10 protein-coding genes are annotated in these 12379 nt (G+C 61.9%); 9 read left to right on the top strand and 1 reads right to left on the bottom strand.

Going from position 1 to position 12379, the window contains the following annotated elements; all coding sequences use genetic code 11:
- Nucleotides 1-147 precede the first annotated feature (147 nt).
- Nucleotides 148-2067 carry a sigma-54-dependent Fis family transcriptional regulator gene (locus M8Q45_RS00600; protein ID WP_249873207.1) on the bottom strand — a complete coding sequence of 640 codons (1920 nt, stop codon included), beginning with the start codon at nt 2065-2067 and terminating at the stop codon, nt 148-150.
- Nucleotides 2068-2612: 545 nt separating this feature from the next.
- On the opposite strand from M8Q45_RS00600, the gene exaC reads away from it, so the two are divergent.
- From exaC to M8Q45_RS00555, 9 genes are all read left to right on the top strand, one after another.
- A complete protein-coding gene (exaC, locus tag M8Q45_RS00595) occupies nt 2613-4133 on the top strand; it encodes an acetaldehyde dehydrogenase ExaC (protein ID WP_030140394.1) in 1521 nt (506 codons plus the stop codon).
- Between the two features lie 253 nt (nt 4134-4386).
- Nucleotides 4387-5757 carry an ethanolamine permease gene (gene eat / locus M8Q45_RS00590; protein ID WP_249873206.1) on the top strand — a complete coding sequence of 457 codons (1371 nt, stop codon included), beginning with the start codon at nt 4387-4389 and terminating at the stop codon, nt 5755-5757.
- Nucleotides 5758-5957: 200 nt separating this feature from the next.
- Nucleotides 5958-7352 carry an ethanolamine ammonia-lyase subunit EutB gene (locus M8Q45_RS00585; protein WP_249873205.1) on the top strand — a complete coding sequence of 465 codons (1395 nt, stop codon included), beginning with the start codon at nt 5958-5960 and terminating at the stop codon, nt 7350-7352.
- Nucleotides 7353-7378: 26 nt separating this feature from the next.
- On the top strand, nt 7379-8203 hold the full coding sequence (eutC, locus tag M8Q45_RS00580) for an ethanolamine ammonia-lyase subunit EutC (RefSeq protein ID WP_249873204.1): 825 nt from the start codon (nt 7379-7381) through the stop codon (nt 8201-8203).
- A gap of 106 nt (nt 8204-8309) precedes the next feature.
- Nucleotides 8310-8771 (top strand): GNAT family N-acetyltransferase, encoded by a 462-nt coding sequence (locus M8Q45_RS00575; protein WP_249873203.1) that lies wholly within the window; start codon nt 8310-8312, stop codon nt 8769-8771.
- 422 nt (nt 8772-9193) lie between these two features.
- A complete protein-coding gene (locus tag M8Q45_RS00570) occupies nt 9194-9850 on the top strand; it encodes a DedA family protein (RefSeq protein WP_249873202.1) in 657 nt (218 codons plus the stop codon).
- 6 nt (nt 9851-9856) lie between these two features.
- Entirely contained in the window at nt 9857-10669 is an 813-nt protein-coding gene (locus M8Q45_RS00565; protein ID WP_249873201.1) for a M90 family metallopeptidase, read from the top strand.
- Nucleotides 10670-10780: 111 nt separating this feature from the next.
- Entirely contained in the window at nt 10781-11308 is a 528-nt protein-coding gene (ppa, locus tag M8Q45_RS00560) for an inorganic diphosphatase (RefSeq protein ID WP_003205933.1), read from the top strand.
- Nucleotides 11309-11503: 195 nt separating this feature from the next.
- On the top strand, nt 11504-12235 hold the full coding sequence (locus tag M8Q45_RS00555; RefSeq protein ID WP_249873200.1) for a LexA family transcriptional regulator: 732 nt from the start codon (nt 11504-11506) through the stop codon (nt 12233-12235).
- Nucleotides 12236-12379 lie beyond the last annotated feature (144 nt).

The following is a 12379-nucleotide window of genomic DNA, read 5'->3' as shown; positions in this document are numbered from 1 at the left end:
GGTTTCAGGGTAGAAAGAAAGCTTGGGGCTGCTACGCCCGAAGCGTCGGACCGACCCAGCGGGAGCAAGCTCCCTCGCCACAAAAGCAGACAGTTGCCAAACAGTCAGCAGTCAGCAGTCAGCAGTCAGCAGTCAGCAGTCAGCCGTTCAATTGTCAGCGGCACAGCGGGCAATCGCGTGCTTGCGCAGCTTGCGGTAAAGGGTGTTGCGGCTGATGCCCAATTGTTCCGCCGTGTGGGTCATGTGCCAGCGCTGGCGCTCCAGGGCATCGAGCAATGCCAGGCGCTCGGCGTCTTCCAGTGGCCGTTCCGCCACCGCCTCGACCACCGCAACCGGACGCTGGCGGATCATCGCCGGCAAATCCTCCAGCCCAATCCGCCCGCCGTCACACAGCGCGGCAAGGGTGCGCAGCACATTACGCAGTTGCCGCACGTTGCCCGGCCAGTCGAACCCCAGCAGCGCCTGGCGCGCCGGTTCGTCGATGAACACCGGCTCGCCCCCACTCTCTTCAGCCATCAGGAAATCCAGCAACTGTGACTTGTCACTGCGCTCGCGCAACGCTGGCAGCGGGATTTCCAGGCCATTGAGGCGGTAGTACAAATCCTCACGGAAGCTGCCATCCCGCACCCGATCGAGCAACTGTCGGTGAGTGGCGCTGATGATGCGCACGTTCACCGCCTCGGGCTCGCCGCCGATGGGCACCACCTGGCGATCCTCCAGCACCCGCAGCAAACGAGTCTGCAAGGCCAGGGGCATGTCGCCGATTTCATCGAGGAACAACGTGCCGCCGTCGGCCTGTTGCAGCTTGCCGCGCATACCTTCCTTGCGCGCGCCGGTGAAGCTGCCGCCGCGATAACCGAACAGCTCGCTCTCGATCAGGCTCTCCGGAATGGCCGCGCAGTTGAGGGCGACAAAATTTTTCCCGGCGCGCTGGCTGGCGTGGTGCACGGCCTTGGCGAACGCCTCCTTGCCGGAGCCGGTTTCACCGTGGATCAGCAGCGGCACATCACGCTCGAACACCCGCAGCGCCTTGCGAAAATGTTCCTGCAACGCCGCATCCCCCAGGCAGATCCCCGGCAGACGTGCCGGCTCGATAACCTTGAAGGCCGGCGCGACCGGCACCGGCACACTGCGCGGCTGCCCGCGCAACACGGCGAACAAATGCCGGCCATCGCGGGTGCGCAACGGCCAACTGGCGCTGGCCTGGGCACTGGCCCGGCCCATCAATTCATCCAGCGAACAATCGAAAAAGTCCTCGACCCGCTGGCCGAGCAAGCCACCGCGAATATGCCCGAGCAGGTTCAGCGCGCTCTGGTTCACCGCGCAGATCCGCCCTTCGCCGTCGAACGCCATCAGCCCTTCGCTGAACAGCCCCACGGACTCGGCCTGCAAGTGAAAGCGCAGCAGCCATTGGTTGTCGAAGCATCGGAGGAAATAACAGCTCTCGATCATCTTCGCCGAGAGGTTGACCAGGGCCATGGTGTGGAACTGGCTCTGGCGCGACACGTCCGGCCGCGCCGAGGACACGTCGAGCACCGCCAGCAGTTCGCCCTGGGGATCGAACACCGGGCTGGCCGAGCAAGTCAGGCCGGTGTGGCGGCCGCGGAAGTGTTCTTCCTGGTGAATGGTCAGGGCCTGGCGTTCCACCAGGCAGGTGCCGATGCCGTTGGTGCCTTCGCAGGCTTCGCTCCAGTCGGCGCCGAGCCAGAGGCCGGCCCGTTCGAAAATCTTCCGTTCGCTGGGGGCGGTGATGCAGTTGAGGATCACGCCTCGGGCGTCGGTCAGCAGCACCGCATGGCCGGCGCCGGACAGTTGCTGGTGCAGGCTGGTCATTTCAGTGCCGGCGATGTGCAGCACCTGTTGCAGGCGCTCGCGGCTCTCCAGCACACGGCCATGTTCGAGCACCGTCGGCGCCAGGTTCTGGGCCGGGTCGAGGTGATAGTCCTCGAGGCAGCGCAGCCAGGAACGGGCAATCGACGGATCGCTGCCAGGGCCCTGCAAATGGGCCTTGCCCTGGGTGACCGTCAGGACTTGCTGGGCATGGCGACTCAAGTGGTTGCTGTGCATTTTTTTATTATTCTCCCCGAAGGATCTGCCTCACTGGAGCAACTGGTGAATATCCAACTGTGAACACCCAACCTTGTGGCGAGGGAGCTTGCTCCCGCTGGGCTGCGCCGTAGGAGCTGACGAGTGCAACGAGGCTGCGATCTTTCCACTGACAATTGAGTCGAGAGCAAAAGATCAAAATCAAAAGATCAAAATCAAAAGATCGCAGGCTTCGCCAGCTCCTACAGAGTCCAGCGGAGCAAGCTCCCTCGCCACGCAAAGCGGTTCGTCCATGGCCTCGCCGTCGGAGCCAGCATCCTCCAGCCCAACCGCCTTTGCAATGCTGGCGCGACCTGCCGGTCACAGACTGTCTCGCATCTGGCACAAACTGTCACACCCGCTGTATCACAACCGTGACACAGCCCCTCCGTTTGTCCGACGAATTCATCCTAAAGTCTTGATTTCCGGGCCCTGCAAGGCAGTGGCCCAACCTTTGCTCTAGGCTTAAGTACCAGCGCGAATTTGCGCGGCTCCCTAATAAGCACAAAAGCCAAGGAGAACTCATCATGCGTTACGCTCACCCCGGTACTGAAGGCGCTATCGTTTCGTTCAAGGCTAAATACGGTAACTACATCGGCGGCGAGTTCGTCGCGCCGGTCAAAGGTCAGTACTTCACCAACACATCCCCGGTCAATGGCCAGCCCATTGCCGAATTCCCGCGCTCCACGGCCGAAGACATCGACAAAGCCCTGGACGCCGCCCACGCTGCCGCCGATGCCTGGGGCGCTACCTCGGTCCAGGCCCGCTCGCTGATCCTGCTGAAAATCGCCGACCGCATCGAAGCCAACCTCGAAACCCTGGCGATCACCGAATCCTGGGACAACGGCAAGGCCGTGCGCGAAACCCTCAACGCCGACATCCCCCTCGCTGCCGACCACTTCCGTTACTTCGCCGGCTGCCTGCGGGCCCAGGAAGGCAGCGCCGCCGAGATCGACGGTAACACCGTGGCCTACCACATCCATGAACCGCTGGGCGTGGTCGGGCAGATCATCCCGTGGAACTTCCCGCTGCTGATGGCCGCCTGGAAACTCGCCCCGGCCCTCGCTGCGGGTAACTGCGTGGTCCTCAAGCCTGCCGAGCAAACCCCGCTGGGCATCTGCGTGCTCATGGAGCTGATCGGCGACCTGCTGCCACCCGGCGTGCTGAACGTGGTGCAAGGTTTCGGCAAAGAAGCCGGCGAAGCCCTCGCCACCAGCAAGCGCATCGCCAAGATCGCCTTCACCGGTTCCACTCCGGTGGGCTCGCACATCATGAAATGCGCCGCCGAGAACATCATCCCGTCCACCGTGGAACTGGGCGGCAAATCGCCGAACATCTTCTTCGAAGACATCATGCAGGCCGAGCCAAGCTTCATCGAAAAAGCCGCCGAAGGCCTGGTGCTGGCGTTCTTCAACCAGGGCGAAGTCTGCACCTGCCCATCCCGCGCCCTGGTGCAGGAGTCGATCTACGACGAATTCATGCAAGTGGTGATGAAGAAAGTCCTGCAGATCAAACGCGGCGACCCGCTGGACACCGACACCATGGTCGGCGCCCAGGCCTCCGAGCAGCAATTCGACAAGATTCTTTCGTACCTGGAAATCGCCAAGGGCGAAGGCGCCGAGCTGTTGACCGGCGGCAAGGTGGAAAAACTCGAGGGCAACCTGGCGACTGGGTATTACATCCAGCCAACCCTGCTCAAGGGCACCAACAAGATGCGCGTGTTCCAGGAAGAAATCTTCGGCCCAGTGGTGAGCATCACCACCTTCAAGGACGAAGCCGAAGCCCTGGCGATCGCCAACGACACCGAGTTCGGCCTCGGCGCCGGCCTGTGGACCCGCGACATCAACCGCGCCTACCGCATGGGCCGGGCGATCAAGGCCGGTCGCGTGTGGACCAACTGCTACCACCTCTACCCGGCGCACGCCGCGTTCGGTGGCTACAAGAAGTCCGGCGTCGGGCGTGAGACGCACAAGATGATGCTCGACCATTATCAGCAGACCAAGAATTTGCTGGTGAGCTACGACATCAATCCGTTGGGGTTCTTCTAAGCCCTTGGGGCCAGGCAGGTCATTCTGCCTGGCCCTTTAGATCGCCTTCGCGAGCAAGCTCGCTCCCACACTGGACCGAGTTGGAAAGCAATCCCTGTGGGAGCGAGCTTGCTCCGGGCGGCGATTCGACGATGGCGCCCTCACTGACACACAGAATCAATGCCCCACCGCTCTGGCATGAGCCTTGCGTGCCCGCTCCACAGCAATCCCGAAAGTCCAACAGATCAAACAATAAAAAAGACAGAGAGGACTTATGACTTCTACCACCCAACTCAAACCCACACTCGGCACCCTGCATTTATGGGGCATCGCCGTCGGCCTGGTGATTTCCGGCGAGTATTTCGGCTGGAGCTACGGCTGGGGCACCGCAGGGACCCTGGGGTTTCTCGTCACCGCCCTGATGGTGGCGTTGATGTACACCTGCTTCATCTTCAGTTTCACCGAACTGACCACCGCAATTCCCCACGCCGGCGGGCCTTTTGCCTACAGCCGACGGGCCTTTGGTGAGAAAGGCGGGTTGATCGCCGGGATCGCCACCCTGATCGAATTCGTCTTTGCGCCCCCGGCCATCGCCATGGCCATCGGCGCCTACCTCAACGTGCAATTTCCCGAGCTCGATCCGAAGCTCGCGGCGGTCGGCGCGTACATCGTGTTCATGACCCTCAATATCCTCGGCGTCAGCATTGCCGCGGCGTTCGAGCTGGTGGTCACCGTGCTGGCGGTCGCCGAGTTGCTGGTGTTCATGGGCGTGGTCGCGCCAGGCTTCAGCTTCAGTAACTTCGTGCTCAACGGCTGGTCGGGCTCCAATGAGTTCACCCTCGCCTCGATCCCGGGCATCTTTGCGGCAATCCCCTTCGCGATCTGGTTCTTCCTCGCCATCGAAGGCGCGGCCATGGCCGCCGAAGAAGCCAAGGACCCGAAACGCACGATCCCCCGCGCCTACGTGAGCGGCATCCTGACCCTGGTGTTCCTGGCCATCGGGGTGATGATCATGGCCGGCGGCGTCGGCGACTGGCGCCAGCTGTCGAACATCAACGACCCGCTGCCCCAGGCCATGAAGGCCGTGGTCGGCAACAACTCGACGTGGATGCACATGCTGGTGTGGATCGGACTGTTCGGCCTGGTGGCGAGTTTCCACGGGATCATCCTCGGCTACTCGCGGCAGTTCTTCGCCCTGGCCCGGGCCGGCTATTTGCCTCGCGGCCTGGCAAAACTCTCGCGTTTCCAGACCCCGCACCGGGCGATCCTGGCCGGCGGCGTCATCGGCATCGCGGCGATCTACAGCGATGGCCTGGTCAACCTGCAGGGCATGAGCCTGACGGCGGCGATGATCACCATGTCGGTGTTCGGCGCCATCGTGATGTACATCATCAGCATGCTCAGCCTGTTCAGGCTGCGTAAGACCGAGCCGAACCTGGAACGCACCTTCCGCGCGCCGGGCTACCCGCTCGTGCCGGGCATCGCGCTGTTCCTGGCGGTGGTGTGCCTGGTGGCGATGGCGTGGTTCAACACCCTCATCGGCCTGGTGTTCCTCGGTTTCATGATTGTCGGCTACCTGTACTTCCAACTCACCGCCAAGCAACGCTCCGATGCGCCGGCGGACGCTATGCTCACAGGTATCTGAACGTTGCACCGGCACCGGGCCGAGGGCTCGGTGCCTGCTATTTAAAAGTGCACACCGTCCCTGTGGGAGCGAGCTTGCTCGCGATAGCTGTGTATCAGTCGACAAGTATTTTTGCTGACACTCCGCTATCGCGAGCAAGCTCGCTCCCACAGGGTTACGGGTTGTATTTGAGTATTTAGAGAACCAGGAGGACACCGCCCATGGCCGCATTCGCCCATTCCGTCGGCGCCCAGACCTACCGCTTCGACAGCCTCAAAGACCTGATGGCCAAGGCCAGCCCGGCGCGTTCCGGGGATTTCCTCGCCGAAGTCGCCGCGCTCAACGATGGCGAGCGCGTGGCCGCGCAAATGGCCTTGGCTGACTTGCCCCTCAGCCATTTCCTGCAAGAAATGCTGATTCCTTACGAGGACGACGAAGTCACCCGATTGATCGTCGACACCCATGACAAACAAGCCTTTGCCGCCGTCAGCCACCTCACCGTCGGCGGTTTTCGCGACTGGCTGCTCAGCGACGCCGCCGATGAACAGAGCCTGCGCGCACTGGCCCCCGGCCTGACGCCGGAAATGGTCGCCGCCGTGTCGAAGATCATGCGCGTGCAGGATTTGGTGCTGGTGGCGCAGAAAATCCGCGTAGTGACCAAATTCCGCGGCACCCTCGGCCTGCGCGGGCGACTGTCCACCCGCCTGCAGCCCAACCACCCCACCGACGAACCCGCCGGCATCGCTGCGAGCATCCTCGACGGCCTGCTCTTCGGCAACGGCGACGCCATGATTGGCATCAACCCGGCCACCGACAGCACCGCCTCGATCTGCGCGATGCTGGAAATGCTCGACGCCATCATCCAGCGCTACGACATCCCCACCCAAGGCTGCGTGCTGACCCACGTCACCACCTCCATCGAAGCGGCGAACCGTGGCGTGCCCCTGGACCTGGTGTTCCAGTCCATCGCCGGCACCGAAGCGGCCAACGCCAGTTTCGGCATCAACCTGAACATCCTGAAGGAAGGCTACGACGCCGGCCTCAGCCTGAATCGCGGCACCTTGGGCAACAACCTGATGTATTTCGAAACCGGCCAGGGCAGCGCGCTGTCGGCCAACGCCCACCACGGCGTCGATCAACAGACCTGCGAGACGCGGGCCTACGCCGTGGCGCGACATTTCAACCCGTTTTTGGTGAACACGGTTGTAGGCTTCATCGGCCCGGAATACCTCTACAACGGTAAACAAATCATCCGCGCCGGCCTCGAAGACCACTTCTGCGGCAAGTTGCTGGGCGTGCCGATGGGTTGCGACATCTGCTACACCAACCACGCCGAAGCCGACCAGGACGACATGGACACCCTGCTGACCCTGCTGGGCGTAGCCGGGATCAACTTCATCATGGGCATCCCCGGCTCCGACGACATCATGCTCAACTACCAGACCACCTCGTTCCACGACGCCCTCTACGCCCGCCAGACCCTGGGCCTGAAGCCGGCGCCGGAGTTCGAAACCTGGCTGGCGAACATGGGCATCTTCACCCAGGCCGATGGCCGGGTGCGGTTCGGCGACAACCTGCCACCGGCGTTTCGCCAGGCCCTCGCGCATTTGGGATAAGCCGCATTTTTATGAGTGAGTTGCCCATGGATAAAGAACCTGTCGATTCGCAAAACCCCTGGCTGAACCTGCGCAACCTGACCCCGGCGCGCATCGCCCTGGGCCGCACCGGCACCAGCCTGCCGACCTCGGCGCAACTGGATTTCCAATACGCTCACGCCCAGGCCCGTGACGCGGTGCACCTGGCGTTCGATCACCAGGGCATTCGCGCACAACTGGATGAACGCGGCCGTGAGAGCCTGTTGCTCCATAGCGCGGCCAGCGACCGCAACAGTTATCTACAGCGCCCGGACCTGGGCCGTCGACTCGACGACGCCTCCGCGCAAATCCTGGACGAGTACGCGGCGGCCCACCCCGGCGGCGTGGATTTGGCCATCGTCGTCGCTGACGGCCTGTCGGCGCTGGCGGTGCATCGCCATACCTTGCCGTTCCTCGCGCGGCTGGAAGAACAAATCGCCGCCGAGGGCTGGTCGGTGTCGCCCATCGTTTTGGTGGAGCAAGGCCGCGTCGCCGTGGCCGATGAAGTGGCCGAGCGCCTTGGCGCGAAAATGTCGGTGATCCTGATCGGCGAACGCCCCGGCCTCAGCTCCCCCGACAGCCTGGGGCTGTATTTCACCTACGCGCCCAAGGTCGGCCTGACCGATGCGTATCGCAACTGCATTTCCAACGTCCGCCTCGAAGGCCTGAGCTACGGCATGGCGGCCCATCGCCTGATCTACCTGATGCGCGAGGCCTGTCGCCGGCAGCTTTCGGGGGTCAATCTGAAGGACGAAGCCCAGGTTCATACTCTAGAGGCGGAAAACGGTGCCGATATGAAAGGTAATTTCCTACTGGCGCCGCCCCCAAGCTGATCCTGTATCGCAATTGCGCTTTTGATCCGCTTTGAGGCAGCATTTGGGCACGGCAGTCCGACGCTGTTGTCAGACTCTATGTCGACCTTTTCAAGCGAGACTTACCATGCGGATTATCCAAGCGACGCTGGAACACCTGGACCTGCTGACCCCATTGTTCGTCAAATACCGGGAATTCTACGGCTCACTGCCCTACCCGGACTCGTCCCGGGCCTTCCTGGAAAAGCGCCTGCGCCGCAAGGAATCGGTCATCTACCTGGCCCTGCCCGATGACGACGACAACAAATTGCTCGGCTTCTGCCAGCTCTACCCCAGCTTCTCGTCGCTGTCGCTCAAGCGCGTGTGGATCCTCAACGACATCTACGTCGCCGAAGACGCCCGCCGCCAACTGGTGGCCGACAACCTGATCCGCACCGCAAAAAAAATGGCCAAGGAAACCAACGCCGTGCGCATGCGCGTCTCCACCAGCAGCAACAACGAAGTCGCGCAGAAAACCTACGAGTCGATTGGCTTCAAGGAAGACACCGAGTTCAAGAACTACGTGTTGCCGATCAGCGAAGGGCTTTGAGCCTTATAGACTGCCCGCAGCAGCCCTGGCCTTACTCGGCCCCCCGTGGCGAGGGAGCTTGCTCCCGCTGGGCTGCGCCGTAGGAGCTGACGAGTGCAACGAGGCTGCGATCTTTCCACTGACAATTGAGTCGAGAGCAAAAGATCAAAATCAAAAGATCGTCCGAACGCGGCCCGAGCCTTCGCCAGCTCCTACAGAGTCCAGCGGGAGCAAGCTCCCTCGCCACAGAAGCGGTCCGGGCCACACCTCATCCAGGCAATCCCTCAGAAATCCCCAGCTACAAACTCCCCCCGCACTCCCCCCGCGCCACCGTATAATGCCGCTCGTCCCAGCTTGTAAGAAAAAGCTACACACCCTGTAGTCATACTCAAAAGCCAGACCCACCAGCCCCGCCGAGCCGGGCCGCCACCAAGGTGCTACACATGGATTTCAACCCCCTCGACCTCATCCTGCATCTCGACGTCTACCTCGACATGCTGGTGACCAACTACGGCACGTGGGTCTACGCCATCCTGTTCCTGGTGATCTTCTGTGAAACCGGCCTGGTGGTCATGCCCTTCCTACCCGGCGATTCCCTGCTGTTCATCGCCGGCGCCGTCGCCGCCGGTGGCGCCATGGACCCACTGCTGCTGGGCGGCCTGCTGATGCTCGCAGCCATCCTCGGCGACAGCACCAACTACCTCATCGGCCGCACCGCTGGCGAAAAACTCTTCAGCAACCCCAACTCGAAAATCTTCCGCCGCGACTACCTGCAGCAAACCCACGACTTCTACGACAAGCACGGCGGCAAAACCGTGACCCTGGCGCGCTTCCTGCCGATCATCCGCACCTTCGCCCCCTTCGTCGCCGGCGTCGGCAAAATGAACTACCTGCGCTTTTTCGGCTTCAGCGTCCTGGGCACCGTCCTCTGGGTGGGCGGCCTGGTGACCCTCGGCTACTTCTTCGGCAACGTACCCTTCATCAAGCAGAACCTGTCGCTGCTGGTGGTCGGCATCATCCTGCTGTCGCTGCTGCCGATGATCATCAGCCTGGTGCGCAGCAAAATGAGCCAGCGCGCCTCGAAAGCCGAATCGCGCTGATCGCCCATGTGGTCCCTGAGCAACTGGCGCCGCCGACGCACCCTCGCCAAACACCCCGTCGCCGAGGACACCTGGCAACGGGTGCGCCAACAATTGAGCTTCCTCGACGGCATCAGCGCCGAAGAAGATCAATGGCTGCGGGAAGCCTGCGTGCTGTTCCTCCACGATAAACACCTCACCGCCCTGCCCGGCGTCGAACTGCACCAGGAACAACGCCTGCTGCTCGCCGCCCAGGCCCAATTGCCACTGATGCACCTCGGCGAACTGAACTGGTACCAGGGCTTTCACGAAATCGTCCTCTACCCCGACGACTTCCTCAGCCCCCAACGCTACCGCGACGCCAGCGGCATCGAACACGAGTGGGACGGCGAGCACAGCGGCGAAGCCTGGCCCCAAGGCCCGATCATCCTGGCCTGGGACGGCGTGATGGCCAGCGGCGGCTGGGACGGCTACAACCTGGTGATCCACGAACTGGCGCACAAACTCGACATGCTCAACGGCGACGCCAACGGCCTGCCACCGCTGCACGCCGACATGCGCGTCAGCGACTGGGCCGAGGCCATGCAACAGGCCTTCGACGACCTCGACCGCCAGCTCGACCACAACCCCGACGCCCAAACCGCCATCGACCCCTACGCCGCGGAAAACCCGGCCGAGTTCTTCGCCGTCACCAGCGAATACTTCTTCAGCGCCCCAGACCTGCTGCACCAGGCCTATCCCAAGGTGTACGAACAGCTCAAGGCGTTCTACCGCCAGGATCCTTTGGCTCGCCTGCGGCAACTTCAGGCCGAAGATCCGGTCTATCAGGCGTCATACTAAGGTCTCTACGACCCTGGTAACGTGGCATCAGCGGACGAATATGCCTATAATCGCCGCCACTTTTTGGTCAATCCGACCAGTCATTTGGTCAACTAACGGGGGCACCGCCCAATGAGCTACAGCAAGATTCCGGCTGGCAAAGACCTGCCGAACGACATCTACGTCGCGATCGAAATCCCGGCCAACCACGCCCCGATCAAATACGAAATCGACAAAGACAGCGATTGCCTGTTCGTTGACCGTTTCATGGCCACCCCGATGTTCTACCCGGCCAACTACGGTTACATCCCCAACACCCTGGCCGACGACGGCGACCCCCTCGACGTGCTGGTCGTGACCCCATACCCAGTGGCCCCAGGCTCGGTCATCCGCGCCCGTCCAGTCGGCATCCTGAACATGACCGACGACGGCGGCGGCGATGCCAAAGTCATCGCAGTACCGCACGACAAACTGTCGCAACTGTACGTCGACGTGAAGGAATACACCGACCTGCCACCGCTGCTGATCCAGCAGATCGAGCACTTCTTCGCGAACTACAAAGATCTCGAAAAAGGCAAGTGGGTCAAGATCGAAGGCTGGGCCGGCGCAGACGCCGCCCGCGAAGCGATCACCAAGTCGGTTGCCGCCTACAAAGGCTGAGACTGAACTTAAAAAAGAACCCCGGCTAATACCGGGGTTTTTTATGTCCGGACCCTACTTAATACAACTTCGTATTAGTATTGTTTACCCATGTTTACATTTCCCGTTTCGATTCCCGCAAACGGAAAGATCGTCTTATAAATTCTCACGACACGTTTATTGCCCTAAACCCCGTCCTCTCTAAACTTTCCGTTTATGAAAATACATTCCAGTGGCGACCGCTTCAGAGCCCTTCTCAGAGAAGCGAACATCCGATCCGCCGACTTCGCGAAGTTGTACGGCGTGAAATCCCAACACGTGAACAACTGGTTCAACCGTGGCATCCCAGCCGGGCGCATCCACTCCATCGCCAGCCTGCTGACCGTCAGCCCGGAATGGCTCGCCCGCGGCGAAGGCCCACAAACCCCACTGGGCCTCGGCCCCGGCACCACCTATGAAGCCGCCGAAAACGACGGCGTCTACAGCGTAACGGAACCCACCGACATCGAACTGCCCTTCTACAAGGAAGTTCCCATTGTCCCCGGCGAAACCAAAACCCACATCGTCGAAATCCCCGACCAATCCATCCGCCTGCCCCGCAGCCACCTCGAATCCCTCGAAATCGACCCCAGCGACGCCATCTGCACCACCATGGTCGGCGACAGCATGGCCGAACGCATCGAAGACGGCTCCACCCTCGCCATCGACCGCGGCCTGACCCAAATCGTCGACGGCCAAATCTACGCCCTCGAACACGACGGCATGCTCCGCATCAAATACCTCCACAGAATCCCCGGCAACCGACTGCGGCTGCGTAGCCACAACAGCGCCGCCTACCCCGACGAAGTCTTCAGCGCAGAACAGATCGACAAGCAACACATCCACGTGATCGGCTGGGTGTTCTGGTGGTCAACCCTCAACAAACAGAGACCGCCGGTGTTCGATTGACTCCCCAATGGCAGGAATCGCTTTTCGTGGCGAGGGAGCTTGCTCCCGCTGGGCCCTGTAGGAGCTGGCGAAGCCTGCGATCTTTTACCCTTTCACCCCTAACCCAATGATTCCACACCACTTACCACTGGGATTCCAAAGCAA

The sequence above is a fragment of the Pseudomonas sp. T1.Ur genome, from assembly GCF_023516725.1.
Classification (GTDB): domain Bacteria; phylum Pseudomonadota; class Gammaproteobacteria; order Pseudomonadales; family Pseudomonadaceae; genus Aquipseudomonas; species Aquipseudomonas alvandae.
The sequence above is the reverse complement of the archived record's forward strand: the minus strand, read 5'-3'. Positions and strand labels throughout refer to the sequence as shown.

What these genes read in the sequence shown, in the direction of transcription:
- M8Q45_RS00565 (WP_249873201.1), top strand. Translation starts at nt 9,857, where the DNA reads ATGTGGTCCCTGAGCAACTGGCGCCGCCGACGCACCCTCGCCAAACAC.
- eutC (WP_249873204.1), top strand. Translation starts at nt 7,379, where the DNA reads ATGGATAAAGAACCTGTCGATTCGCAAAACCCCTGGCTGAACCTGCGC.
- eat (WP_249873206.1), top strand. Translation starts at nt 4,387, where the DNA reads ATGACTTCTACCACCCAACTCAAACCCACACTCGGCACCCTGCATTTA.
- M8Q45_RS00575 (WP_249873203.1), top strand. Translation starts at nt 8,310, where the DNA reads ATGCGGATTATCCAAGCGACGCTGGAACACCTGGACCTGCTGACCCCA.
- M8Q45_RS00600 (WP_249873207.1), bottom strand. Translation starts at nt 2,067, where the DNA reads ATGCACAGCAACCACTTGAGTCGCCATGCCCAGCAAGTCCTGACGGTC.
- M8Q45_RS00570 (WP_249873202.1), top strand. Translation starts at nt 9,194, where the DNA reads ATGGATTTCAACCCCCTCGACCTCATCCTGCATCTCGACGTCTACCTC.
- M8Q45_RS00555 (WP_249873200.1), top strand. Translation starts at nt 11,504, where the DNA reads ATGAAAATACATTCCAGTGGCGACCGCTTCAGAGCCCTTCTCAGAGAA.
- M8Q45_RS00585 (WP_249873205.1), top strand. Translation starts at nt 5,958, where the DNA reads ATGGCCGCATTCGCCCATTCCGTCGGCGCCCAGACCTACCGCTTCGAC.
- ppa (WP_003205933.1), top strand. Translation starts at nt 10,781, where the DNA reads ATGAGCTACAGCAAGATTCCGGCTGGCAAAGACCTGCCGAACGACATC.
- exaC (WP_030140394.1), top strand. Translation starts at nt 2,613, where the DNA reads ATGCGTTACGCTCACCCCGGTACTGAAGGCGCTATCGTTTCGTTCAAG.